General features: G+C 60.5%; 25 protein-coding genes. 10 read left to right on the top strand and 15 right to left on the bottom strand.

Annotated elements, in window-relative coordinates; all coding sequences use genetic code 11:
- The first annotated feature begins 147 nt into the window (after positions 1–147).
- Positions 148–540, top strand: coding sequence for a PRC-barrel domain-containing protein (locus BN1800_RS09910; protein WP_027510738.1), 393 nt, complete (start codon positions 148–150; stop codon positions 538–540).
- Positions 541–599: 59 nt separating this feature from the next.
- On the opposite strand, the gene BN1800_RS09905 is transcribed toward BN1800_RS09910, so the two are convergent.
- From BN1800_RS09905 to BN1800_RS09875, 7 genes are all read right to left on the bottom strand, one after another.
- A complete protein-coding gene (locus tag BN1800_RS09905) occupies positions 600–3044 on the bottom strand; it encodes a glycoside hydrolase family 2 protein (protein WP_086996880.1) in 2445 nt (814 codons plus the stop codon).
- 9 nt (positions 3045–3053) lie between these two features.
- Positions 3054–3449, bottom strand: coding sequence for a VOC family protein (locus BN1800_RS09900; protein WP_027510736.1), 396 nt, complete (start codon positions 3447–3449; stop codon positions 3054–3056).
- A gap of 47 nt (positions 3450–3496) precedes the next feature.
- Positions 3497–4246: an ABC transporter permease gene (locus tag BN1800_RS09895; RefSeq protein WP_027510735.1), complete on the bottom strand. Its 750-nt coding sequence runs from the start codon at positions 4244–4246 to the stop codon at positions 3497–3499.
- The gene (locus BN1800_RS09890) at positions 4243–5187 is read right to left on the bottom strand and encodes an ABC transporter ATP-binding protein (protein WP_086996877.1); all 945 of its coding nucleotides are present in this window, start codon (positions 5185–5187) and stop codon (positions 4243–4245) included. The genes BN1800_RS09895 and BN1800_RS09890 overlap by 4 nt, the downstream gene beginning before the upstream one ends.
- On the bottom strand, positions 5184–6350 hold the full coding sequence (locus tag BN1800_RS09885) for an ABC transporter permease (RefSeq protein ID WP_027510733.1): 1167 nt from the start codon (positions 6348–6350) through the stop codon (positions 5184–5186). The genes BN1800_RS09890 and BN1800_RS09885 overlap by 4 nt, the downstream gene beginning before the upstream one ends.
- Positions 6351–6411: 61 nt before the next feature.
- Positions 6412–7320 (bottom strand): glycine betaine ABC transporter substrate-binding protein OsmF, encoded by a 909-nt coding sequence (osmF, locus tag BN1800_RS09880; RefSeq protein ID WP_027510732.1) that lies wholly within the window; start codon positions 7318–7320, stop codon positions 6412–6414.
- Positions 7321–7502: 182 nt separating this feature from the next.
- On the bottom strand, positions 7503–7697 hold the full coding sequence (locus BN1800_RS09875; protein WP_086996874.1) for a hypothetical protein: 195 nt from the start codon (positions 7695–7697) through the stop codon (positions 7503–7505).
- A gap of 40 nt (positions 7698–7737) precedes the next feature.
- On the opposite strand from BN1800_RS09875, the gene BN1800_RS09870 reads away from it, so the two are divergent.
- Positions 7738–8949, top strand: a complete 1212-nt coding sequence (locus BN1800_RS09870; RefSeq protein ID WP_086996871.1) for a LysR family transcriptional regulator — start codon at positions 7738–7740, stop codon at positions 8947–8949.
- Between the two features lie 31 nt (positions 8950–8980).
- Complete coding sequence (locus tag BN1800_RS09865; RefSeq protein ID WP_086996868.1) at positions 8981–9703, top strand: copper homeostasis protein CutC; 723 nt, start codon at positions 8981–8983, stop codon at positions 9701–9703.
- Here the strand turns inward: BN1800_RS09865 and BN1800_RS09860 are convergent.
- From BN1800_RS09860 to BN1800_RS09830, 7 genes are all read right to left on the bottom strand, one after another.
- Complete coding sequence (locus tag BN1800_RS09860) at positions 9700–10719, bottom strand: zinc-binding alcohol dehydrogenase family protein (RefSeq protein WP_086996865.1); 1020 nt, start codon at positions 10717–10719, stop codon at positions 9700–9702. The genes BN1800_RS09865 and BN1800_RS09860 overlap by 4 nt on opposite strands.
- Before the next feature lie 64 nt (positions 10720–10783).
- Positions 10784–11758 carry an ABC transporter permease gene (locus BN1800_RS09855; protein ID WP_086996862.1) on the bottom strand — a complete coding sequence of 325 codons (975 nt, stop codon included), beginning with the start codon at positions 11756–11758 and terminating at the stop codon, positions 10784–10786.
- A gap of 28 nt (positions 11759–11786) precedes the next feature.
- Positions 11787–13337, bottom strand: a complete 1551-nt coding sequence (locus BN1800_RS09850) for a sugar ABC transporter ATP-binding protein (protein WP_086996859.1) — start codon at positions 13335–13337, stop codon at positions 11787–11789.
- A gap of 121 nt (positions 13338–13458) precedes the next feature.
- A complete protein-coding gene (locus BN1800_RS09845) occupies positions 13459–14445 on the bottom strand; it encodes an ABC transporter substrate-binding protein (RefSeq protein ID WP_086996856.1) in 987 nt (328 codons plus the stop codon).
- A gap of 209 nt (positions 14446–14654) precedes the next feature.
- Positions 14655–15101, bottom strand: a complete 447-nt coding sequence (locus BN1800_RS09840) for an RbsD/FucU family protein (protein WP_027510724.1) — start codon at positions 15099–15101, stop codon at positions 14655–14657.
- A 10-nt stretch (positions 15102–15111) separates the two neighbouring features.
- Complete coding sequence (locus BN1800_RS09835) at positions 15112–16131, bottom strand: aldo/keto reductase (protein ID WP_086996853.1); 1020 nt, start codon at positions 16129–16131, stop codon at positions 15112–15114.
- A 29-nt stretch (positions 16132–16160) separates the two neighbouring features.
- A complete protein-coding gene (locus BN1800_RS09830) occupies positions 16161–17663 on the bottom strand; it encodes a UxaA family hydrolase (protein ID WP_027510722.1) in 1503 nt (500 codons plus the stop codon).
- 226 nt (positions 17664–17889) lie between these two features.
- Here BN1800_RS09830 and BN1800_RS09825 point away from each other — a divergent pair, with 226 nt between their 5' ends.
- Positions 17890–18795, top strand: a complete 906-nt coding sequence (locus BN1800_RS09825) for a GntR family transcriptional regulator (RefSeq protein ID WP_027510721.1) — start codon at positions 17890–17892, stop codon at positions 18793–18795.
- A gap of 21 nt (positions 18796–18816) precedes the next feature.
- Here the strand turns inward: BN1800_RS09825 and BN1800_RS09820 are convergent, their stop codons facing one another.
- Positions 18817–19575 (bottom strand): SDR family NAD(P)-dependent oxidoreductase, encoded by a 759-nt coding sequence (locus BN1800_RS09820; protein ID WP_027510720.1) that lies wholly within the window; start codon positions 19573–19575, stop codon positions 18817–18819.
- Between the two features lie 254 nt (positions 19576–19829).
- Between BN1800_RS09820 and BN1800_RS09815 the strand changes: the two genes are divergently transcribed.
- From BN1800_RS09815 to BN1800_RS09790, 6 genes are all read left to right on the top strand, one after another.
- Positions 19830–20417, top strand: coding sequence for a L,D-transpeptidase (locus BN1800_RS09815; protein ID WP_027510719.1), 588 nt, complete (start codon positions 19830–19832; stop codon positions 20415–20417).
- A 169-nt stretch (positions 20418–20586) separates the two neighbouring features.
- Positions 20587–20724: an ABC transporter gene (locus BN1800_RS09810; RefSeq protein WP_084606495.1), complete on the top strand. Its 138-nt coding sequence runs from the start codon at positions 20587–20589 to the stop codon at positions 20722–20724.
- Between the two features lie 152 nt (positions 20725–20876).
- Entirely contained in the window at positions 20877–21458 is a 582-nt protein-coding gene (locus BN1800_RS09805; RefSeq protein WP_027510718.1) for a hypothetical protein, read from the top strand.
- A gap of 74 nt (positions 21459–21532) precedes the next feature.
- Positions 21533–22120, top strand: coding sequence for a protein-S-isoprenylcysteine O-methyltransferase (locus BN1800_RS09800; RefSeq protein WP_086996850.1), 588 nt, complete (start codon positions 21533–21535; stop codon positions 22118–22120).
- 10 nt (positions 22121–22130) lie between these two features.
- On the top strand, positions 22131–22919 hold the full coding sequence (locus BN1800_RS09795) for a hypothetical protein (RefSeq protein WP_086996848.1): 789 nt from the start codon (positions 22131–22133) through the stop codon (positions 22917–22919).
- Positions 22916–23794, top strand: a complete 879-nt coding sequence (locus BN1800_RS09790) for an SDR family NAD(P)-dependent oxidoreductase (RefSeq protein ID WP_027510715.1) — start codon at positions 22916–22918, stop codon at positions 23792–23794. Before BN1800_RS09795 ends, BN1800_RS09790 begins: the two co-directional genes overlap by 4 nt.
- Positions 23795–23809: the final 15 nt, after the last annotated feature.

Here is a 23809-nt window from a genome sequence, read left to right as displayed (position 1 = left end):
ATGCCATTGCCTGAACGGTTCAAGCGGGATTAGAGTTACACTAACTTTGACGTAAACGTCAACGGGGCGTCCACACACGATAGTCCGGAACTTTTGAATCCGACGACGCGTTTTATTTTCATGACTGACAAGCAAGGAGAAGCAGAAATGCTCAATGAGGACACTGATGTCAGCCGCCACGATCCCAACGTGAAGGATACCCCGTCGCTGATTGCAAGCGACCGCGTTGAAGGTACCCGTGTCTATGGCGCCGATGGCAAGCACATCGGCTCGATCGAGCGCTTGATCATCGGAAAGCAGGATGGCCGCGTGGCATATGCCGTGCTGAGCTTCGGCGGCTTCCTGGGCATCGGAAATGACTATTACCCGCTGCCTTGGGAAAAGCTGAACTACGACACGGAGCTTGACGGCTATCGCATCGATCTGACGAAGGAACAGATCGAGAGCGCACCGAGCTACGCGGACGATGACGACAGCTGGTACAACGATAATGGCCGCCGGATCTATGACTACTACGGTGTGCCGCCTTACTGGATGTAACGTCGTCCGCGCGGACGAGCCGGAAAGGGCCCCGCGGCTGGCGGGGCCTTTTGGCGTCTTTAGACAAGATCGTTGGCCGAGCGGAGAGCCCTTCCGGGAACGATGTCTTCCGCAGCGAATACCATCTGCGTCTTCAGTGTGAAAACATGGGTTTCACCCGGCAGGAGGGTAACGAGCATCGAATCCACCACCGCAGCCGGATCGAGCCGGTCCACCACCAGGCAAAGATCCTTCAGAAAGCTTCTGGCTGTGACCTTCACCTCGCAGCCGTCGGCAACACGCGTGACTGCGACATCGAACTGCGCCTTCGGCAGCTTCAAGTCGACATCCTCGACGAAATAGTGGAAGGCGCGTTTGTCGAGCATCTGCACGACGACGACCTCGTCATCCGCCGCATCCGGAGTGGCGATGTCGTCTGCCAGGATGAATTCCTTCGCCTCGAACCTGTCGCAGAGCAGCCGCCAGAACTCGAATTCCGCTAGCACCGTCCCATCGAGTTTCATGCGCTTGCCGGTGATTTTCGATCGCCAGAAAAGTGTCCGCTCGTTGACGGCAACGGCGGCGAGTTTGTCTCCCCTCGGCTGGATCGTCAGCAGACGCGGATCGAAGGCCTGCTGCAGCGCGTACCAGAGCGGCTTGCGCCGCCCCGCGGAATCGAGTGCTGCCCATGAGGTTACCGGCCAGCAATCGTTGAACTGCCAGACGACCGCGCCTTTGCAGATGCCGCGGTGCGAGCGCATGTGTTCGACGGCAAAGCGGATCGCGCGCGCCTGGTTCAACTGCGTGGCGAAATGCCAGTCGTCCATCGACTTCGGTACCGGCAAGTGGCCGGCAAGGCCGCGGATCAGCCGCTCATTGCCCTGCGTCGCCTTTTGATGGTGGAAGACGCCATGGGATTGTGGTGTCAGCGGATTGTCATGCACGCTTTCTTCGAGCGTCGCCCAATTCGGCGGCGCCTGCCAGCCGAATTCGGAGCAGAAGCGCGGGATGTAGTTGCGATAGACCTCGTAGCCGACGTCGTTCCACACATCCCAGATATGCTTGCAGCCATGTTCGTCGGCATTCGGCGCAATATCCATCGTGCCGGAATAGGGACTGCCGGGATAATAGGACCGGTCGGGATCGAGTTCGGCACACAGCTTAGGCAGAAGGTCGAGATAATAGCCGAGACCCCAGGTGACGCCTTCCTGGATGACCGGCCGCCAGCCCCATTCGTCGAAGCCCCAGATATTCTCGTTGTTGCCGTTCCAGACGATCAGCGAGGCATGCGGCATCAGCCTGACGACATTGTCACGCACTTCGGCTTCCACTTCACTGCGGAGCGGCTCTTCCTCTGGGTAGGCGGCACAGGCAAAGAGGAAGTCTTGCCAGATCAGCATGCCGGCGCGGTCGCAGGCCTCGTAGAATTCATCGCGCTCGAAGATGCCGCCGCCCCAGACGCGCAGCATATTGATGTTCGCTGCCTTCGCCTCGTCGATGCGCGAAATGTAGCGCTCGGCGGTCACGCGGGACGGAAAGCAGTCGTCCGGAATCCAGTTGGCGCCGCAGATGAAAAGCGGCACGTCGTTGACTACGAAAGTGAAGGCTGAACCATGTTCATCCGGTGCTGTATCCAGCCGCACCGAGCGGAAACCGATTTCCTTTGAATAATTATCGAGTAGGTCATCGCTTACGCTATCGCGCAACTCGATCGTTAGCGCATAGAGCGGCTGTGCGCCAAGATGATGCGGCCACCAAAGCTCTGGCGATGGAACGCAGATGTCGAAGCTAACATCTCCGGCACCCTCCGCAATCTCGGCCGTGTGAGATACGCCCGCAATCGCGGTGACGATCCTGCAGGCGCACGGCGCGCCATGCTGCGCCAGCCTGGCATGGACCTTCACCAGGCCATCGCCACCCGCAAGCGTCGCCGATACCCGCATCTCGGCCAGTCGTGCCCGATCCCAGCTTTCCAGCCGCACCGGCTTCCAAATTCCCGCCGTCACCAGGGTCGGTCCCCAGTCCCAGCCGAAATTGCACGCCATCTTGCGGATCAGGTTTCCAGGCCCGGGATAATTGTTGGGGCGGTAGCCGTAATGCTTCTCCATTTCCGCGCCATAGGCATAGGCGGAGTGGAAGGTGACGCTGAGTTCGTTGATGCCGCTCTTCAGTAAAGCTGAAACGTCAAAGCGGTAGGTGCGATGCTGATTGAAGGTTTGAGCCACCTCGTCGCCGTTCAGTCGGATCGTCGTGATCGTATCCAGCCCGTCGAAAACCAACTCATGAGCCTTGCCCTCGTCGCAAGCTGCTTCGAAGCTGCAGCGATAGACCCACTCCGATTTGCCGATCCAGTCGTTGGTGATCTCGTTGACGTCGGGATAGGGATCGGGGATCAGCCGGTTTGCCAAGAGGTCGAGATGCACGCAGCCGGGCACGGTCGCGGGAATAGATTCGGGTAATCCGGGGCGTCCTGTATCGTTGCAGGAAAGCGTCCAGCCGCTACGGAGTTCAGTTTTTTCGATCATCGAAAGCTCTTATTGGAAACGGCCGTGGCGTTGCAGCACTTCGATTTTGTAGCCGTCGGGATCGGTAATGAAGAAGAACAGGCCGAAGAGCTTGCCATCGCGGTTGAGCTCGACAAGCTTGCCGGGATTGAGCCCGGCCCTCGTCAATCGCTCATGTTCGACGGCGACCTCATCGACCGAAAAGGCGAGGTGACCATAGCCATCACCGGGATCGTAGGATGCGGTACGGCCCTTGTTGACTGTCAGCTCTAGCTCGAAGCCGGTCTCGGCATTGCTCATATAGATCAGCGTGAAGGTGTCGAAATCGACCCGGTCGGCAACTGTCAGCCCGAAGACCTTGCTGTAGAAATCGACCGAGCGCGCCTCGTCGAGAACGCGGATCATGGAGTGGATCATCTTTGCCAAGGCGGCCTCCCGTTGCCGACACTATGGCAGCCTTGGTAGCTGCCCTGTCATGCCGGGCGCAAGCCTATTCTTCGCGTGATCGCGTTTTCGACGAGCCCCATACCGTCGTAGATCAGAACGGCCATCAGGCCGACGATAAGGCCGCCCTGCAGGATGAATGCCGTATTGTCGGAGATCAGGCCGGCGATGATGACTTCGCCGAGACCCTTTGCCGCAACCGTCGAGCCGATTGTCGCCGTGCCGATATTGATGACGGTCGCGACCTTGAGGCCCTCGAGGATGAGTGGCAGCGCAAGCGGCAGCTCGACGCGGAAAAGCCGCTGTGTCGCATCCATGCCCATGCCGTCGGCGGCATCGAGAACGGACGGCGAGACCTGCCGCAGGCCGGAGACGGTATTTTCGAAGATCGGCAGCAAGCCGTAGAGAAAGAGCGCGATCAAAGTCGGCGCGGCGCCGAAGCCTGTGGCAGGAACGGCAAGCGCCAGCACGGCCACCGGCGGGAAGGTCTGCCCGGCATTGGCGATTGCGCGTGACAGCGGCAGGAAATCCTCGCCGCTTTTCCGCGTTACGAATATGCCGGCCAGAACCGCCAGGATGGCACTGCCGACAATCGAGACGACGACCAATTCGAGGTGGCCAAGGGCAAGCGACGGCAGGCTGTTTTGCGTGTAGACCGGCGGCGCGTTGTTGTTGGTCAGCGCCACCAGTATGAAGGAAAGCCACTCCGTCCTGAAAAGCAGAATCAGGAGCACCGCCAGCGCTACGACACGAAAGAGGTTGGCGACCACAAGCTTCATGCCTTGCGGCCCAGTTCGAGAAGCCGCGTCATGGAGATCGAGCCGACGGGGGCCCTGTCGGCATCCTGCACCGCTGCCTCATCCACCCCTTGCCAGATCATTTCCGCCAATGCGTCCCGAAGGCTGATCGACTGCGGCAGCGCATAAGGCAGTCCGGTCTTAGCAGGCGCCATGCTTGCCTTGAGCGGCAGCAGCGACATCAGTTTCAAGGCTCTATCGGACGTGCCAGTCAGTTGCTGCACGAAGGGGTCTGCCGGTTCCGTCAGTATCTTTTCCGGCGTCGAGCATTGTAGCAGCCTGCCCTCGCTCATGACGGCGATCTGGTTGCCGAGGTGGAAGGCCTCGTCCATATCGTGGGTCACGAGAACGACGGTCGTGCCGAATTGCTTCTGGATCGCCAGAAGATCGTCCTGCGCCTTCCCACGGATGACCGGATCGAGCGCGCCGAAGGGCTCATCCATCAGCAGCAGATCCGGCTCCGCTGCGAGCGCTCGGGCAACGCCGACGCGCTGCTGCTGACCCCCGGAAAGCTGATGCGGATATTTGGAGGCGAAAGTCGCCGGACCGAGATTGAAGAGGCCGAGCAGCTCGTTGACGCGCCCGGCGGTGCGCGCTGCGTCCCAGCCCAGCAATTCCGGTACGGTTGCGATATTCTGCGCCACGGTCCGGTGCGGAAAGAGCCCATGGCCCTGGATCGCATAGCCGATCTTGCGGCGCAGCTCGGTCGCCGGCACATCCATGACATTCTGCCCGGCGACGAAGATCTGCCCTTCGGTGATCGGCACCAGCCTGTTGATCATCCGCATCAGCGTCGATTTGCCGGAGCCGGAGGTGCCGACGATGACGGTGATCGAGCCTTTCTCGACGCTCATCGAGACATCGTCGACGACGGTTGCGGCGCCATAGCGCTTGGTGACGTTCCTGATCTCGATCATGGTCATGCGGCGGATCCCCGAATGCTGTCGATGACCGCATCGAGGATGACGGCCGATGAGAAGGCGAAGAAAACGGTCGGTACGGCGCCGAGCATCACAAGGTCCATGGCGGTCTGGCCTAGGCCCTGGAAAATGAAAATACCGAAGCCGCCGCCGCCGATGAGCGCTGCGATCGTCACGAGGCCGATCGCCTGCACCAGCACGATGCGGATGCCGGTGAGAATGACTGGAAAGGCAAGCGGCATATCGATGCCGGTCAGGATCTGCCGTCGCGTCAGCCCCATACCGGCGGCTGCATCCCGCACGGAGGGATCGACGCCCTCAAGCCCGACGACGGTATTGGCGACGATCGGCAGCAGGGAATAGAGCACGAGGGCGATCAGCGCCGGCGCCGTGCCGATGCCGCGGATGCCGAGGTCCGCCGCAAGCGGCACATGCGTCGCGATGTAGCCGAGCGGCAGCATCAGGATACCGAAGAGCGCAAGGCTTGGAATAGTCTGAATCAGGCTGAGCCCTTGCAGTACGGCGGCACGCAACCTGGGCACCCAAAAGCAGAGGACGCCGAGCGGCAGACCGAGGACGATGGCTATCGCAACGGAACCGAGGGCAAGCAGCAGATGGGAAATGGCCTCCGATCGGAACTGCGCCGATCGCGTCGCAAACTCTTTCATGATCGACAGACTGTCGAGCAGGCCGGAAGAGAGGTAGGCGGCCAATAGCGCCGTATAAATGACCAGTGCTGCGACCCGCATCCACGGTGTCAGCCGGATTTTGACGAGGGCATCCGAGGTGACGAGACCGACGACGGCAAAGAGCACCCAAAAACCGCCTCCCGGCGTCATGCGCGCTGCATTGCTGTTGGGTGGCGTGAAGCCCGTGGCGACGAGGCCAAGTGCCGCGATCAGCGCTGCCAGCGCAAGCGTCGCGATCGCGAGCCGCAGTGCGGCGCTTTGCACACAGAGCGCTGCAAATGCAGTGGCGGCGAGTAGAAGCGTGAGAATGATGACGGAAGGCTGGTCGACAAGCTGCGTAAGCAGCATCGGTTTGCCGGAGGCGATGCGGTTTGCCTTCACATAGATGAAGGGCAAAAGTGCCGTGGCAATGGCGCCGGCAGCCACGAGAACCACGCCGAGCCGATCCAGTTTGCGGACCGCTAAGGTTTCTTCCATCGATCCATCCCTGTCCGGAAAGAAGTGCTCCGCCCGGCGATGAGGGCGGAGCACCAGAAAATTACTTCAGAAAGCCCTTTTCCTTCAGATAGGCTTCGGCAACGGACTTCGCCGGCTCTCCTTCGACCTGGATTTTGGCGTTCAGCTTGCGCAGTTCATCCGCCGTTAGGCTCTTGAAGATCGGAGCGAGGATTTCCTCGATCTTCGGGTTCGCCTTCAGCACCGCCTCGCGGATGATCGGGGTCGGCGCATAGACCTGCTGCACGCTCTTGTCGTCTGCGAGAACGGTAAGTTCGGCAGCCTCGATCGCACCGTCCGTGCCGTAAACCATGGCGGTGTTGACGCCGTTCGTCTGGTCGGCAGCAGCCTTGATTGTCGCCGCCGTGTCTCCGCCGGAAAGAACAACCATCTGGTCCGGCTTCAGCTGAAAGCCGTAGGTCGTCTGGAAGGCGGGAAGCGCACCGGCGGAGTTCACGAACTCGGCGGAAGCTGCAAGTTTCGCATCGCCGCCGTCGGCCACCCACTTGCCGAAATCGGACATGGTCTTGAGGTTGTTCGGACCGGCGACATCATTGCGGATGCCGAGCGCCCAGGTGTTGTTGGCAGGCGAGGGCGCCAGCCAGACGATCTTGTTGGCGTCGTAGTCGAGCTTCTTCGCCATTTCGTAGCCTTGGTCGAGGTTCTTCCAGGCGGCATCGTCGGCCTTGTTGAAGAAGAAGCCGGCATTGCCGGTATATTCCGGATAGATGTCGATTTCGCCGGCCGTGATTGCCTTGCGCACGACCGGCGTCGCGCCGAGTGCGATACGGTCCTGCGTCTTGATGCCGTTGGCGTCCAGAGCCAGCGCGATGACGTTGCCAAGCAGCGTGCCTTCCGTATCGATCTTCGACGAGACGACGACGTCGGCAGCATGGGCCGCACCCGCCGCAAAGGCGGAAAGTGAGACGGCAAGCGCGAGTTTCTTGAGCATGGAGTGTCCCCTTGGTTAACACCGTTTGACTCGCGAGGTTCCGGCGGGAACCTTCGCGCATGAAATCCGCCGGCGAAAGCAGAAAAGCCGCGATCACGCCGGAGATGCGAGCATCATGGAAATAGTGTGCGCTCTCGAAAAATCGATGCAACCCCTCTCCAGTATCTGCCGTCGCGGCACGATTATCGCCATAAAGGCATCACCGCGCGCGAAATTGCATTTCCTTTTGCAAGGCGGCGGCGATTTGTTTTTGTTCCCTTGCGTGTTTCCGCAGTCTTCCGGCGCTCTTTATCAGCTCTGCTGCCGCGCGCGGATTTGTTCTTGAAAAGACGATAGCCCGCCAATTCCGAAGCAGGGATATCTTTTTTAGCGAACACATCATATCGTCCGATTTTTCAGTCACTTCCGGAGAATGCCTTGCATCTCGGTGCTCTTTTTGTCGCCAGCCACGTCCTCGCCTCGGGTTCGGTGCGCGAGACCGCGCGGCGCTTCTCGCTCGCGGCTTCCACGGTATCGGCGGCGGTCAGCAGCCTTGAGAGCGAACTTGCGATCAAGCTGACCGAGCGCAGTTCCGGAGAACTCGTCAAACTAATCGCAAGCGGCAAGGTGCTCGACGGGTTGCAGCCTATCATGCTCGCGATAGCACAACTCCATGAACTCGCCGGCGAACCTGCTGTAGCATTCGAAAGATGGGCTTCGCGCATTCCAATCAAGATCGTAACGATCGAGCGCTTTCTGGAAGTGGCGGATCAGGGCAGCATCAATCGCGCCGCCCGGCGTCTTCGGCTTGGCCAGCCGCAACTTTCATTGCAGATTGCCAATCTTGAGAAGTTCATCGGGCATCAGCTTCTCGAACGTCAGGCGCAGGGCTCGGCGCTGACCCGGAAGGGAAGGTCGGCCTACAGCATCTTTTCGGCGGTGAGCCAGGCCTGGAATGATCTCAAATCGGCGGCCGATGAGCGCTATCGGCGGGTGGCACGCTCACTACGCATCGGGTCGATCATTCCGACCGGTGCCGAAAGCTGGGTTGCGCGCTGCCTGAGCGCTTTGGTGGCCGACTGGAATGCGGCGCGCAGCAAGAATGCCATCTCGCTGATCTCGATGACCGCCGACGATCTGCGGGAGGCCCTGAGATCCGGACGTATTGACGTGGCGATCCTGGATTCGGTGTTTGGGTTGGAGGGCTTCGAGCATCGCGAGCTGCTTCGCACCGATCTGGTCGCAATCGCGCCGCTTGGAAGTACGGCATCGACCGTCGCTGATCTTGTCGCCGGGCATCCCATCTGCACGCCGAGCGAGCGGACGGGCCTGGGCGATGCCGCAACGGCGTTGAGCCGCGAGCGCGCCGCAAGCCGCCGTTTTCGCAACCAGGATATCATGGCGGCGGATTCGCTGCCGGTCATCGTCGATCTTGTCGCAAACCACGGTTATGTCTCGTTCCTTGGACGCGTCAGCGCATTGCCGATCGCCGACCGCGTGCGTATCGTCGAGCTCGCGGAACATATCCCGATTTCCTATCATGTCGCCTGCAATCACCGAAAAGCATCGGCGGATGCCTGCGCCATGATTGCTGCAGCCGTCCACAAGATCATCTCGGAGCCTCTCGCGAAAACCGCTGCTGTCGCCTAACAGAGTGTCGGCGGATGAAGGAGATTAAAAGATGCCGGTTTTGCTGGAAGTGTGCGTGGATAGCCCCAAAGGCCTTGCTGCTGCAATCGAAGGTGGCGCGGGCCGCATCGAGCTTTGCTCGGCTCTTGAACTGGGCGGCCTGACACCGGCCGCGGGTCTCATGAAGGCCGCAACCTCAGCGCCGATCCCGGTTTACGCTATGATCCGCCCGCATGCCGGCCCCTTCATCTTCGACGCAGCGGACGAGGATGCAATGATGGCGGATATCGATGCCGTGCGCGCTTTCGGCCTCGCCGGCGTCGTCCTCGGTGCCAACCGTCCCGATGGCACGCTGGACATGCCGCTTATCCGCCGCTTGAAGGCGAATGCTGCCGGTCTGGGCTCGACGCTGCATCGGGCCTTCGACCTCGTGCCGGATGCCGATGTTGCACTGGAGCAGGCCGTCGAGCTCGGCTGCGAGCGCATCCTCACCTCCGGCTGCACGCCGAGAGCGATGGATGGCCTCGAAACGCTGAGATGTCTCTCCGCGAAGGCCGCCGGCCGGATTTCGATCATGCCGGGCAGCGGCGTGCGCCCCGGCAATGTCGCGGAAATTCTGCGCGCAACGGGCGCCCGCGAGATCCATGGCTCCTGCAGTTCGCCTGCTGCAACCATGGATCCGCGTGCCGTCTCCTTCGGTTTCGAGGTGCCGGGCTCCTACCGGACGGATACTGCGGTTGTCCGGCAGATGCGCCAGGCGATCGATGTAGCCTAAGCACCGACCTTGATGACTGCCTTGATCAGGCCGGTCTTTTCATGTGCCCAGCGGGCGAGGTCGCGCGGCGCGTCCGCAAGTGTCGTACGGTGGGTGATCAGCTTGTCGACCGGCACAAGACCTTTGACGATCGAATCCGCCACATGCTCGAAATCCGCACGCGTCGCATTGCGGCTGCCGATCACCATCATTTCGCGCTTGTGGAATTCCGGGTCGGAAAAGCGGATATCGTCCTTCACGACACTGACCAGCACCAGCGCGCCGCCATGTGCCACGAAGCGGAAAGCCTTCTCCATCGAAGGACCGTAGCCTGTCGCGTCGAAAACGGCATCGAAGCTTTCGCCGTCCGTCTTGGCCTTCACCGCTTCCGCAGTCTCGTCATTTGCAACAATGCCGGAGGTGAAGCCGAATCGCTCCGAAGCCATCTGCAACCGTTCGGAACTGGTGTCGAGCAGCGTCACGTCATGTCCGGCAATCCGTGAGAAGATCGCCGCGCCAAGCCCGATCGGACCGGCGCCGATGACGAGCGACCGCGAACCGGCAGGCGCCATGGAACGACGCACGGCATGCGCGCCGATGGCCAGGAACTCCACGGTTGCGGCGGCCTCGAGGCTCAGGTCCTTCGCGGCATAGAGATTGCCGGCCGGAACGGTGATCTCCTCGCAGAACGCTCCATCAGTGTGGACGCCGAGCACCTTGATATTCGTGCAGCAGTTCGGTTTGCCTTGCCGGCAGGCAACGCAGTTGCCGCAGGAAAGGTAGGGGTTGACGATCACCGGCGTTCCGGCAACCAGGGCGACGCCGTCACCCGCCTCGAGCACGGTTGCCGAGATTTCGTGGCCCATGATGCGCGGATATTCGAGAAAGGGATGCTTGCCTTCGAAGATGTGATAGTCCGTGCCGCAAATGCCGACATGTCTGACGGCAAGCCGGACCCAACCGGGCTCGGGCGTTCCGGGGGAGGGGCGCTCGACCATTTCGAGCACACCGGGCTTTTGGCAAAGCACTGCTTTCATGAGGAATCTCGCATTCAGAACATGAAGAAGCCGGTCGCGGGACCGGCTTCACGATGTTTCGCTTTCACTGGCTCCGGCGGCGGCGCAACTGATCGAAATAGACGATCACGATGATCAGCAGGCCGGTGATGATGCGCTGCCAGAACGAGTTGACGTTCAAGAGGTTCGCGCCGTTGTTGATCGTGGCCAGGATGAAGGCGCCGATCAGCGGGCCGTGCACGGAACCGATCGCACCGAAGAGACTTGTCCCGCCGATCACGGAAGAGGCGATCGCCTGCAGTTCCCAGCCATCGGCCTGGGTCGCGTTGCCGATCGCGATGCGCGAGGCAAGAAGCACGCCGACAAAGGCGGCGAAGGTCGCCGAGAGAATATAGGCGAGGTAGATCATGCCGTCGACGCGCACGCCCGAAAGGCGCGCCGCCTCGCGGTTGGAGCCGACCGCGAAGAGATAGCGGCCCCAGCGGCTCAGATGCAGGAAGATGAAGGACGGAACCGCGACGAGTATGACCATCCAGAAGAGGCTCGGCACGCCGAGGAAGTTCGCGCGGGCGAAGTTCGTGAAAGGCTCGTTGACGATATTGATCGTCGATCCGTTGGTGATGAGCAGCCCGATACCGCGCAACGAGGTCAGCGTCGCCAAGGTGATGATGAACGGCGGCAGACCCATCTTGACGATGCCGAAGCCGTGAAAGGCTCCGATCCCGACGCCGATCAGCAGCGTGATGATGATGGACGCCCAGACCGGAACCCCCGCCTGCAGAAGCCATGCGAGGATGACCCCGGCAAAGCCGACGATGGCGCCGACAGAGAGGTCGATGCCCGCCGTGATGATGACGAACGTCTGGCCTAGCGCCAGGATTGCCGTCATCGCGCCCTGCCGTAGCAAGTTCGATATATTGAGCGGCGTCCAGAAACTGACGGTGACGATGCCGAGGAGGATCCAGAGGAAGAGAAGCAACCCGATCAGGGTCAAGCTAAACAGGATGTTCACTTTTCGGCGCGGCGGCGGCGCGACGATTTCCGTCGGGGTTACAGTCATTGGTTCTCTCTCCCTCTTATTCTTTTACTCAGCCGCCGATCGCTTCGCCGAGCACTTCTTCATGCGTCGCCGCGTGGTAGTCGTGGCTTGCGACCAACTGGCCGCGGCGGAATACATGCAGCCGGTCGGCAAGCTCGTAGACTTCCGGCAGGTAGGACGAGATCAAGATGATGCCTGCGCCGTCCTTTAGAAGCTTGGCAAACAACCGGTAGATTTCGGCCTTGGTGCCGACGTCGACGCCGACCGTCGGTTCGTCGAAGATGAACAGCCGCGCGCCGTGGCTGAGCCATTTGCCGATGACGACCTTTTGCTGGTTGCCGCCGGACATGCTGGACGCGAGCACGCGGCGGCTCGGGGTCTTGATCGAAAGATTGCGGATCTGCCGGTCGGCATTCTGCGCTTCCTCGCTGTGGCTGATGACGGGGCCTTTGCTCAGCTTCTTGAAGACCGGCAGGTTGATGTTGAGACTGATAGACAGGTTGAGGCAGAGCCCCTGGTCGCGGCGGCTTTCGGGCGCAAGCGCGATCCCGAGCTCCATCGCCGTGCGTTCGTTCTTGATGTCGACCTGCTGACCCATCCAGCGGATTTCGCCGGCCGTCTTCTTTTCGCGGCCGTAGAGGCCGAGTGCGAATTCGCTGCGTCCTGCTCCGATCAGGCCGTAAAGCCCGACGATCTGGCCGGCCTTCACGGTCAATGACACATCCTCGAAACCCGGTCCCGAAAGCCCGCGCACATCCAGGATCGTTTCGCCGATCGGAATATCTTCCTTGTGATAGATCTGCTCGATCGAACGGTTGATCATCAGCGCGATCAGCTCCGCATCGTTCGTCTCGCCGATCGCGCGCGTGCCGACGTGGGTGCCGTCGCGCAGCACCGAGACACGGTCGGCAAGCTCGAAGACTTCCTCCATCCGGTGGCTGATGTAGACGATCGTTACACCCTCGCCCTGCAGGCGACGGATGAGCTTGAAGAGTTGGGCGGATTCCTGTCGGGTAAGATAAGCCGTCGGCTCGTCGAAGATGAGGAACTGGGTGCCGCGCATGGCTGCGCGTGCCGTTGCAACGAGCTGCTGCTGGCCGATGGTGAGTGAACTCAGGAGGACATTTGCCGGCAGGCCGAAGCCGAGATCGTCAAGGACGGCCTGCGCCATCCTGACCATGTGCTTCTTTCGCATCAGGCCGTATTGATTGACTTCGTCGCCGAGAAAGAGATTGGCCGCGACCGTCAGGTGCGGGCAAAGCACCACCTCCTGATGGACGGCGTTGATACCCCGCGCAATCGCCTCGTTCGGCGTCGCAAGTGCAACCGGATGTCCGCACCAGAAAATTTCGCCGGCGGTTCGGCTGATCACACCGGTCAGCAACTTGATAAGAGTTGATTTGCCCGCACCGTTTTCGCCAACAATCGCGTGAATTTCGCCGGCCAGAAACGTCATCGTCGCGGGCTTTAGCGCCTGGACGTAGCCATAATTCTTCTGCAATGCCCTGAGCTCGAGGATCGGTGAGCCCGCAGGAATGCGGTCTGCTTCTTTGAGCGTCGCGCTGTCGTCGTGGCGATGACTGACCTCTTCCAGGCTCATGGACGTCTCCTCCTCACGATTTGCTGTCTCTTCACCTGCAATCCGCGCCCCTCAGGCAAAACGATAACACAGGTGAAGAAAAGGCTGCGCGGGATTTCTCGCGCGCAGCCTCGGCTCGTACTTACTTGACCTTCGGGTTGAGCAGAGCGTCGATCTTCGGGTCGCTCATGTTTGCCTTCGTGACGAGGTTAGCGCCGGTGTCGACGTTTTCTTCGACCTTCTCGCCCTTGGACACGGCAAGCGCCGTCTTCACGCCGTCATAGCCCATGCGATACGGGTCCTGAACGACGAGGGCGGCAAGCGAACCTTCCTTGAGGAAGCCGACCGTCTTGTCGTCGCTGTCGAAGCCGACGACCTTGATCTTGTCGCCGAGCTTGTTTTCAGCGATCGCCTGGCCAACGCCCTGCGCCATGATCAGGTTGGAGGCAAAGACGCCCACGAGGTTCGGGTTGGCCGTGATCAGGTCGGTCATCATGTTCAGGCCGGTCGTTGCCTGGCCGTCACCGTATTTGTCGACAATGACTTTCAGGCCGGGATACTTGGTCTTCACCTGATCCAGGAAGCCTTCGCGGCGCTGCTCGAGCGAGCCGACGCCCGGAAGATTGGTGAGGATCACCACTTCGCCCTCTTCCTTGCCCGTCATTTCTTTGATGGCAGCAGCCAGACCGTCAGCTGCGATACGACCGCCCTGAACGTTGTCCGTCGTCAGGAACGACTTGAATGCCTTGGAATCGGCGGCAGAGTCGATGCCGATGATCGGAACCGATTTGGCGGCTTCGTCAATCGGCTTGCCGAGTGCCTTGAATTCGGTCGGCGAAATGACGACGGCGGCTGGTTTGCCGGCGACGGCGTTTTCAAGAATGCTGATCTGCCCGTTGATGTCGGATTCGGCCTGCGCGCCCAGTTCCGGCACGTTGACGCCGAGGTCCTTGCCGGCCTTGCGGGCGCCGGCGAGCACGATCTGCCAGTAGAAGGACGTCGTATCCTTGACGATGATCGGGATCGTCACGTCGGCTGCGACGGACGGCAACGGCATTGCAGTTGCGATGGCGGCGGCGCCCGCGAGAGCCGTAAAGGCTCGACGGGACAGAATGGATTTCATGCGCATGTGGGTTCTCCTCTCAAGGTGCGTTCTCCTCCAAGAAACCAGACCGCTGAACGCAGGCGGACGATTTTTTATCGATAAAAAACAGTTACCGAAGGAAGCTAGCCGAGACCCTTTCAAATTGCAAGTGGCTGGAGGCCGGCTGCGAGTGTTTCGACTATACTCTCAAGCTCCTGTTTTTAAATAAATTAAACTGCATTCTAAAATAAAGCTCAGCCGCGATAGACTTCATGCGGATGCACGACGCCTTTCTTCAGAATAAGATTTCCATACAGCCGGAATTCGGTTGTCGCGACGATATACGCGGCCTTCCTGGCTCGTTCGTAGAATGCGAAGCGTTCAAGCGATGCGATCCTGAAATCGCCAGCCCGCTTGTTCACGATCTCCTGGAACTCGATGCAAACCTCCGGCATGGCCCCGGGATCGCCGACGACCTCCATGCGCCACGCCGTTTCCGGAACGAACGTGTCCAGCGGCATATGCGTCAAGATGGCTTCGGCCATTTCCGTCGCCGTTACGCCGTCGGCACGAATCACATCCGGGCCCATAGTGCTGGAGGGAAAGTTGGCGTCCGCAATGACAATGTCGTCGCCATGCCCCATACGCGCTATGGCGCGCAGAAGATCCGGGCTGAGAACAGGGTGAATTCCTTTGAGCATCGTCTGGTCCTTAAACGCGCACGGCGTCTTCGCCGAGCGGCGGCGCGACGAGTGTCAGGGGGTCGAATTCAGGGAAGATTGTATCGGGTAGTGCGGGCTCGAAGAGTTCCATGTTGCGTTCGAGGCTGGACGCTTTCGCCGTGCCGATCAGCACGGAAGAAACGGCTGCATCGCGGAGCGGGAATTGCAGCGCAGGGGCCGCAAGCGGAACGCCGTGGCGTTTGGCGATGTCTTCCATCGCACCCACCTTGGCAAGCACGTCCGGTGTGGCGGGCATATAATCAAAATGCGAGCCCGGCACCGGACCGGTTGCAAGGATGCCGGAGTTGAAAACACCGCCAACGACCAGAGACGTGCCTTTCTGACGGCACAGCGGCAGGAGGTCGGCCACAGCGGAGCGATCGAGCAGCGTGTAGCGCCCGGCCATCAGGATCACGTCGATGTCGGCGTTGCGCATGACGTCGAGGCAGACAGGGACCTCATTGACGCCTAGGCCGAAGGCCTTGATCGCGCCCGACGACTTCAGCTGCTCAAGCGCCCTGATGCCGGACTCGAGAAAATTTTTCAGGTGGATGGCATTCCTCGCAGCACCGTGCGTGTAAACGCCGATGTCGTGCACATAGAGGATATCGATCCGGTTGAGACCGAGGCGTGCATAGCTGAAGTCGACGGATCGCATGATGCCGTCATAAGAATAGTCGTAATCGGCATCAAAGGAGAGCGGGTCGACATAGCCGTAATCCGGCACGGTGCCCGTTGGCACGGGCCGCAAAAGCCGGCCGACTTTGGTGGAGAGCACGTATTCGTTCTCGGGCTTCGCCCTCAGGAAATCGCCGACGTGGCGTTCGGCGAGGCCAAGCCCATACCAGGGCGCCACGTCGAAATAGCGGATGTTGCTCGCCCAGGCAGCCTCCAACGTCTCCATAGCCTGTTCGCGCGGGCAGGCGCGGTACAGGCCGCCAAGAGCCGCCGCACCAAAACTGATTTCGGTGACATTGAGTTCCGTCTTGCCGATCTTCCTCGTCTTCATCTTCCCTCCGTGAAGAGCCGAACTCTATCTTAGAGCGTTGCTCCCAAATGCCACGGCACGAATTCGTTGTCGCCGTAGCCGAACTCCTCGCTCTTCGTCTTCTTGCCGGAAGCCGTATCGATGATGAGGTCGAAAATTTCGCGCCCCTTGCCGCTGATCGTCGCATCGCCAGTGGCGATCGTGCCGCAATCGATATCCATGTCCTCTTCCATCGACAAATAGAGCGCCGAATTGCTGGAGAGCTTGATCGAAGGCGCCGGACGACAGCCGAAGCAGCTGCCCCGGCCGGTCGTGAAGGCGATCAAGTTTGCACCACCTGCGACCTGCCCCGTCGCGGAAACCGGATCGTATCCGGGGGTATCCATGAAAACGAGGCCCGGTGCCGTAACACGCTCGGCATAGCCGTAGACGGCCGTCAGCGGCGATCGTCCACCCTTGGCGACTGCGCCGAGAGACTTTTCGAGAATGGTCGTCAATCCGCCACGCTTGTTGCCGGGCGAGGGGTTGTTGTCGAGAGATGCGCCATGCAGCGCGACATACTTCTCCCACCAGGCGATCTTGTCATCGAGCTTCCTTGCCACATCCTCATTGATCGCGCGGCTGCGCAGCAGATGCTCAGCGCCGTAGATTTCAGAGGTTTCAGACAGGATCGCGGTACCACCCGCAGCGGCCAGAAGATCGGCCGCGACGCCGAGCGCCGGATTGGCCGTAATACCCGAAAAACCATCCGACCCGCCGCATTGAAGGCCGATGATGATCTCGTTGATGGGAATCGGTGTGCGCCGCTCTTTGCCGACATCGGCGGCGATCTCCCGGAGCATGCCCATGGCGCGTTCGACGGCGCGCCGCGAGCCACCGGCATCCTGAATGTTGAAATGCCGCTTGGAATTGCCCGCGCCGCTCTGGCCATAGAGCGTCAACTGGTTCACCTCGCAGCCGAGACCGATCATCAGCACGCCGCCGAAATTGACATGGCGCGTGTAGCCCGCAAGCGTGCGGTGCAGGACCGACATTCCGTCGCCTGTGGAGCTCATGCCGCAGCCCTGGTCATGCACAATCGGCACGAAGCCGTCGATGCCCTCGTAATACGGCAGGATGGTGCGATTGGCCTCGTCTGCGATCGCGCGGCAGACGGTGGTGGAACAGTTCACGCTGGCGATAATGCCGATATAGTTGCGGGTCGCGGCGCGGCCGTCGGCACGGCGGTAGCCCATGAAGGTTCGCGCACGGTCTTCCGCCGTCGCCGCTTCCGGCGCGGAATTTGCCGTTGCCGCCAGACGGTCGTTCTCGAAATGCAGGTTATGGCTGTGGATATGGTCGCCGGCCTTCACGTCGGCCGTGGTGCGGCCGATCGCCTGGCCATATTTTACCACCGCTGTGCCGAGCGGGATGTCGGCAATCGCAACCTTGTGGCCGGGCTCGATTTTCTGCCGGGTCAGGATACCTGCAATGGTTGCGCCGGCTTCGATCGCGGCCGTTGCGACGGCGACGTTGTCTCCGGCAGACAGGATGAGCCAAGGCATTTTGTCCAATTGTCTTCTCCCTGAGGAAGCGCCCGCTGCATCGGCGAAAAACGCGTTGATTTTGTTTTTTATCTACAATAAACATTTTCAAGTCAACGGCAATATTACTCCTGTCGGCAAGGGAGGCAAACAGCCGCAGGCGGCCGGAAAAGGCCGCAGTCGATTGGTTCCTGGCGCCTCAGGCTTTGCGGTTTTGCAAAGTTCGAAAGGTCATGCAGGGAAAGAGCGGGGTGGCATGGCAAGACAGAATACGGTCTTCAAGGAAGCTTACAACAGGTACGCCGCTGCTCTGCGCCAGGATGCAGCCTTGCCGTCCGAACCCGAAATCGCTGCGCAGCTCGGTATCAGCCGCAGCACGGCCCGGGCCATTTTGGCCCGCCTGAACGACGAAGGCATCATCCAGTGGAACAAGCGCCAGAAAATCGTTCTGCGTGTTCCGACCGAGAAAGATCTCTTTCCCTCCGAGGAGACGGATTCGCTGCACGACATCATCGAGCGCAGCTTCATGCAGCGCATTCTGTCGGATGATGCCGCGCCCGGCATGCAGATCAACGAGCTGGAACTGGCCCGAGAGATCGGCACCGGCACGACCAGCGTCCGCGAATTCCTTATCCGTTTCTCGCGCTTCGGCCTTATTGAAAAGCGCCCCAACAGCCACTGGATCCTCAAGGGCTTCACTCGCGAATTCGCACTGGAACTCGCGGATGTCCGCGAAATGTTCGAGCTGCATTCGGCCGCCGAGTTTGGTAGACTGCCTATCGAAAGCGAAGCCTGGACGGCGCTGGCCGATATCAAGGCCGAGCATCATGCGATGCTCAACGATTTTTCTGCGCGCTTCAAGGAATTCTCAGCCCTTGACGAGCGCTTCCATCTCTTGATCCATGCCGCCGCGAAGAACCGTTTCATCGCGGACTTCTACGATGCGATCGCGATCATCTTCCACTATCACTACCAGTGGAACAAGGCGTTTGCCCGCCAGCGCAACGAACGTGCCATCCACGAGCATCTCGATTATATCGCGGCGCTGGAATCGCGCGATCAGGCGGCAATCGACTTTTCTTGCCGCCTGCATCTGCGTTCTGCACGCCAGACCCTCCTTCAGTCGCTGCCGCAGAATCTTGCCGAAGTGGCGGCAAGTTAGGCAACCGGCTCACAGACGCAGCTAATGGGCGGTGTAAGCCCCGTCCACGAGATGGTAGCTTCCGGTGATGAAGCTTGCCTTCTCAGACAGGAGGAAGCAAACGAGCGCTGCGACTTCCTCTGGCCGGCCGCGCCTGCCCATCGGCTGAAGCGCTTCCATACGCCGGCTTCCCGCTATCGCCAGATGCTCGGTCAGAAGTGGTGTTTCGATCCAGCCGGGGCCGACGGCATTGATGCGGATGCCCAGTCTTGCATATTCGATTGCGGCGACCTTGGTCAGGCCGACAACTCCGTGCTTGGCGGCCGTATAGGCTGCCGTAAATGGCAATCCAACGGAACCGAGGGCTGAAGACATGTTGACGATGGCCCCTCCGCCGCGTTGCAGCATGGAGGCAATCTCATACTTCATGCAGTAGAAAACGCCGTTCAGGTTGACGTCCATCAGCTTGTGCCAGTTGTCGAGCGGGTAGTCTGCCGTCGCCTTCCTCGGCCCGTCTACGCCCGCGTTGTTAACCGCCAGATGCAGGCCGCCGCATGTCTCGACAGCGTAGCCGATCAGCTTTTCCACAGCCCCGGCGTCCGTGACATCGACCGCAAAGTCCCGCGCCCGACCACCTTGCGAACAGATCTCCGCGGCAAGGTCGCGTGCGGCGTCAGCATCGAGATCGGCAACAATAACCTCCGCTCCTTCGTCAGCGAGCTGCCGGCAAATGGCTGCACCTATACCGGAGCCTCCGCCGGTTACGAGCGCGACTTTCCCCGTAAAGTCAGGCGTCGTCATCATGTCCCTCCTCATTACGCCGCTGCTAGTCGAGCAGAGGCATGCTATTGATGCAAGAGCTTTCATAGCCGCGGTCTCTTTGTCTTGCCAGTCCTTCGCCCTCCACTCCCGGTTGGCAGCGCCCGGTCCGGCAGAGCGTGCTCAAGGCGAACGAAAGCTTTTGTACCTTTCATCTTTAACGCGAGGCTTGGCCGGTCGGCAGCGGGATGCTAAAGACGGATGATAAGGGCCGATCGATTGCTTAGCAGGTAGAGATGGACAAAAAACGCATTGCGCGCCGGGGGCTCTTGCTGGGCAGTCTGGCCTTGATGGTATCTGGATGTGCTTCAACGACGGGATGGCAGGTGGGGTCGATGTTTTCGTCAACGCCGCGTCCCAGTTCCCGCTACCGGCGGCGGCAGGTCCAGTATAACGGAAACGAGCAGCCGGGAACGATCGTCGTCAACACCTACGAGCGTTACCTGTATCTGGTCGAAGGCGGCGGCAGCGCACTGCGTTATGGCGTCGCCGTTGGCGAGGAGGGGCTCACGCTCAAGGGAAGAGCGGCCATCGGACGCAAGGCGGAATGGCCCTCATGGATGCCCACCGCCAGCATGATTCGGCGCAAGCCGCATCTGGCGCAGTATGCCGGCGGTGTTTCGGGTGGGCCGCACAATCCGCTTGGCGCCGCCGCCCTTTATCTCTACCGCGGCGGACAGGACACTCTGTTTCGGCTGCATGGAACGAACGAGCCGTGGTTGATAGGGCAGGCGGTGTCCAATGGATGCATTCGCTTGACCAATGAAGACATTGTCGATCTCTACAACCGAGTTCCGGTGGGAACGCCGGTATTGGTCATATGATGCTTACATTTTGCGTCGATAATGCCATGATCTGTTAGGCATTATGAGGCGCCCGGGCCGCACGGAAGGCAAGTTGTGTCCTTTCTGCACTTGGCTTGGGCCTATTTTGCCGCTATTAGTAGAAGCGTTGCCTTCGATAACCTATTCCGTGCTAAGGAGAGGACTACTGATGAGCAGAATTCTGATCATGTGCCTGGTTGCATTGTTTTCCGTCGCAAGCCTGACCGCTTGCGGAGCGGTCGGTAAAGGCAAGGGGAAGGCCCCGCCGCCCGCAGCAGAAGCAGCGCCGGCACCAGTGTATAAGTAGCAACTAACTGTTGCTGAATGGGAGGGGGCATTCGTGGCCCTTCCCACATCGTGCAGTCCGGGCTGGACCTGCCTCAAAGCTTGCAGTGCAAAGATTGGCCGGTAAGCAGAGCAGTGTTTTTGCTCGCTCGATCCGGGAGATAAAGTGTAGCGATGACGCTTGCTAAGGGCCATCTGTCACTTGTAATACTATTTGCTCTCGCGCTCACATCATGCCAGACAGAAGACGAGCCTCCGCAGCCGCGATTCGTCTCGGACGCGCGCGGAGCGTTGGTTGGCGAATCATCGCAAAAAAGAGAAGGCCAATACTTCGTCGAATTCCGCTCGCGTTATGCGCTGAGCTACGGCCACACCTACGTGGTTTTTGGGCGATTGAACAAAGCCGGCGGGATGGTCAATCCGGAAGTCGCGGGGCTTGCTCCTGCGACCAATGATGCGGGTCCCTATGTTCTCGGCCACTTCCTGCCTGTGCCGGCGGAAACCGGGGCCAGCGACGGTGATCTGGAGGAGGCCTACAGGTCGGCAAGCTGGCGAGTCCTGCTGACTCCATCCGAATACAACGAAACCGTTGCCTTCATACGCAAGCTGAAAGCCAAGTCCAAGTTTTGGCAGGCTACGGTTTACAATTGCAACGCTTTCGTAGCAGAAATCGCTCGCTCGATGGGCTATAAGGCACCCAGCATCTGGCTCCGTCCGCAACAATTCGTGACGCAGCTTCGGGAAATGAATACCTAAATGCGAGGCGGCAAGCTGTTATACCGCTTTCATCCAGTCGATTGCAGGACGCAGAAGGGCTCCGGTGACTTGAATTGAGCATAGCTGTTGTCGGCAAGATTCTATGGGTGCTCGGCGTCGTTGCCTGGTATGTTATCCGATATCCCTTCGAGCGCCGCGCCAAACGCGTGCGTGTCGTCAGCCACCGCCGCTCGCCTACAGAGAAGATCGGGCTTGCGTCGGCGCTACTAGGCCTTGCGATCGCGCCGGGATTCTATGTCGCCACCGGCATGCCGGAAGCAGCCGATTATCCGGCCCGCGCCTGGGCCGTGGCCGTCGGAGCGGTACTCTTTGCCACCGCCATGTGGGTCTTTCGCAGGACCCATAAGGAACTCGGCCGCAACTGGTCGATCACGCTGGAGATTCGCGACCAGCATCAGCTGATTTGCAGCGGTCCATATGCTTTCGTCCGTCATCCCATGTACACGTCTTTCCTGCTCATGGCCCTTGGCCAGGCCTTTCTGCTGTCCAATTGGGTGGTAGGGCTCGCAGGCTTGACTGGCTTCGCAATCCTTTTCTTCCTACGGGTGGACAAGGAAGAGCGTATGATGCTCGAAATTTTCGGCCCGCAGTACCGCGCCTACATGGACCGGACCACGCGAATTATTCCCTATCTCTATTAGAGGAGGCATGATGAGAGGCCGGACCATCAAGCTTTCGGCGGCGCGCCGCCTTGTCGGGGATCTGATGCGGTTCTCGATCAGTGTGCCGCGGGTCACCGTGCAGCGGCAGATGAACCTTGCCCCGCTCCAGGAAGCCAGAATCACGCAGCCGAGCAAGCCCTCCTGGACCGTACTCTTCTTGAAGGGGTACGCGCTTCTCTCTCAGGAGACGCCGGATCTTAGGCGCGCTTACGTCAAGTTTCCGAGGCCACAGCTCTATGAATACCCGGAAAGCGTGGCCTCGATTGCCCATGAGCGCGAATATGACGGCGAGCGAATCGTCTTGCTGAACTCTATCAAGGCCCCAGAGCGGCGGCCGATCGCCGAAATTGAGGCCCTGATCCAAGCGGTGCGCTCGCGCCCGGTGCTGGAGATCAAGGAGTTCCGGCGCGCATTGAAGTTTGCCCGTGCGCCGGCGCCTTTAAGGTGGCTGCTGATGTGGCTCGGACTGAATATCGGGCGGCAGCGCGCCCGCCGGTTCGGCACATTCCAGCTGTCGGTCTATTCCGGTCTCGGGGCGGAATCCCTCAATCCGCTTTCGCCTTTGACCACGATCTTCAACTACGGCCCGATCTCGGCGGATGGATCGGTCACCGTCCGCATCCACTACGACCACAGGGTCATGGACGGCGCCAATGTCGCTCGGGCGCTGGAGCGATTCGAAAAGATATTGAACGGTGAAGTCGCCAGCGAGGTAAGGAATATCGCCTCGCAAGGTGCCTGCGCTCCCGATACGTCGTCTTCAGGGGCGGCGGCATGATTATGCAAAGTGAGTTTCGGCCGGCTGTCGTCGTGGTCGGTGCGTCGCGTGGCATCGGCAGGTCGATCGCCAAAGTCGTCGCCCGCGAGCGCGCCACCATCGTGCTTGTTGCGCGCTCGCCGGAAGCCTTGGCTGCTACCGCGGTGGAGGTGCGGGCGGAAGGCGGCGAAGCATTCACGCTTGAATTGGATCTGCTTGCGGCCGATGCCTCGGCGCATCTGCAGGACTTCCTGTCTGCGAAGGGGTTGTTCTGCGATGTTCTGGTCAATAGCGCCGGATACGGATTGCGCGGTTCAGCGACGCTACTTCCCGTGGATGATCAGCTTGGCATCATCGATCTCAACATACGCGCCCTCAGCGACTTGACCCTTCGCTTCCTGCCGGGAATGGCGGCGCGCGGGCGCGGCGGCGTGCTCAATCTCGGCTCCATAGCCGGGTTCACGCCCGGGCCCAATATGGCCCTGTATTACGCAAGCAAGGCTTTCGTGCGCTTCTTTTCGGAAGCGCTCCATCAGGAATTGCGCCGCACGGGCGTGACGGTCACATGCGTCGCGCCGGGGCCGGTATCGACCGAGTTCCTCGAAAAATCCGGCGCAGGCCGGGCACAACTGTTCAAGATATTGCCCAAACTCAACTCGGATTACGTGGCCGAACGCGCCTGGCGCGGCTTCAAATCCGGCCGCCGCCTCGTCGTCCCCGGCATCTCGGCCAAGCTTGTCGCCCTTGCCGCGGCCTTGCTGCCCTCCGCAGCCACGCTCCCCCTGATCGGCCGCCTGCAGCGCCGCAGCGGCGATCCATGCCCCTGTGGCTCCGGAAAGACCTTCAACGAATGCTGCCGCATCCGCCGTCGGGGCATTGACGCCGGAAGCGGTTGATTGCAGGCGGTAGCG

Source organism: Rhizobium sullae (assembly GCF_900169785.1).
GTDB classification, from domain to species: domain Bacteria; phylum Pseudomonadota; class Alphaproteobacteria; order Rhizobiales; family Rhizobiaceae; genus Rhizobium; species Rhizobium sullae.
The sequence above is the reverse complement of the archived record's forward strand: the minus strand, read 5'-3'. Positions and strand labels throughout refer to the sequence as shown.

What these genes read in the sequence shown, in the direction of transcription:
- BN1800_RS09910 (WP_027510738.1), top strand. Translation starts at nt 148, where the DNA reads ATGCTCAATGAGGACACTGATGTCAGCCGCCACGATCCCAACGTGAAG.
- BN1800_RS09905 (WP_086996880.1), bottom strand. Translation starts at nt 3,044, where the DNA reads ATGATCGAAAAAACTGAACTCCGTAGCGGCTGGACGCTTTCCTGCAAC.
- BN1800_RS09895 (WP_027510735.1), bottom strand. Translation starts at nt 4,246, where the DNA reads ATGAAGCTTGTGGTCGCCAACCTCTTTCGTGTCGTAGCGCTGGCGGTG.
- BN1800_RS09890 (WP_086996877.1), bottom strand. Translation starts at nt 5,187, where the DNA reads ATGACCATGATCGAGATCAGGAACGTCACCAAGCGCTATGGCGCCGCA.
- BN1800_RS09885 (WP_027510733.1), bottom strand. Translation starts at nt 6,350, where the DNA reads ATGGAAGAAACCTTAGCGGTCCGCAAACTGGATCGGCTCGGCGTGGTT.
- osmF (WP_027510732.1), bottom strand. Translation starts at nt 7,320, where the DNA reads ATGCTCAAGAAACTCGCGCTTGCCGTCTCACTTTCCGCCTTTGCGGCG.
- BN1800_RS09865 (WP_086996868.1), top strand. Translation starts at nt 8,981, where the DNA reads ATGCCGGTTTTGCTGGAAGTGTGCGTGGATAGCCCCAAAGGCCTTGCT.
- BN1800_RS09860 (WP_086996865.1), bottom strand. Translation starts at nt 10,719, where the DNA reads ATGAAAGCAGTGCTTTGCCAAAAGCCCGGTGTGCTCGAAATGGTCGAG.
- BN1800_RS09855 (WP_086996862.1), bottom strand. Translation starts at nt 11,758, where the DNA reads ATGACTGTAACCCCGACGGAAATCGTCGCGCCGCCGCCGCGCCGAAAA.
- BN1800_RS09850 (WP_086996859.1), bottom strand. Translation starts at nt 13,337, where the DNA reads ATGAGCCTGGAAGAGGTCAGTCATCGCCACGACGACAGCGCGACGCTC.
- BN1800_RS09845 (WP_086996856.1), bottom strand. Translation starts at nt 14,445, where the DNA reads ATGCGCATGAAATCCATTCTGTCCCGTCGAGCCTTTACGGCTCTCGCG.
- BN1800_RS09840 (WP_027510724.1), bottom strand. Translation starts at nt 15,101, where the DNA reads ATGCTCAAAGGAATTCACCCTGTTCTCAGCCCGGATCTTCTGCGCGCC.
- BN1800_RS09835 (WP_086996853.1), bottom strand. Translation starts at nt 16,131, where the DNA reads ATGAAGACGAGGAAGATCGGCAAGACGGAACTCAATGTCACCGAAATC.
- BN1800_RS09825 (WP_027510721.1), top strand. Translation starts at nt 17,890, where the DNA reads ATGGCAAGACAGAATACGGTCTTCAAGGAAGCTTACAACAGGTACGCC.
- BN1800_RS09820 (WP_027510720.1), bottom strand. Translation starts at nt 19,575, where the DNA reads ATGACGACGCCTGACTTTACGGGGAAAGTCGCGCTCGTAACCGGCGGA.
- BN1800_RS09815 (WP_027510719.1), top strand. Translation starts at nt 19,830, where the DNA reads ATGGACAAAAAACGCATTGCGCGCCGGGGGCTCTTGCTGGGCAGTCTG.
- BN1800_RS09810 (WP_084606495.1), top strand. Translation starts at nt 20,587, where the DNA reads ATGAGCAGAATTCTGATCATGTGCCTGGTTGCATTGTTTTCCGTCGCA.
- BN1800_RS09805 (WP_027510718.1), top strand. Translation starts at nt 20,877, where the DNA reads ATGACGCTTGCTAAGGGCCATCTGTCACTTGTAATACTATTTGCTCTC.
- BN1800_RS09795 (WP_086996848.1), top strand. Translation starts at nt 22,131, where the DNA reads ATGAGAGGCCGGACCATCAAGCTTTCGGCGGCGCGCCGCCTTGTCGGG.
- BN1800_RS09790 (WP_027510715.1), top strand. Translation starts at nt 22,916, where the DNA reads ATGATTATGCAAAGTGAGTTTCGGCCGGCTGTCGTCGTGGTCGGTGCG.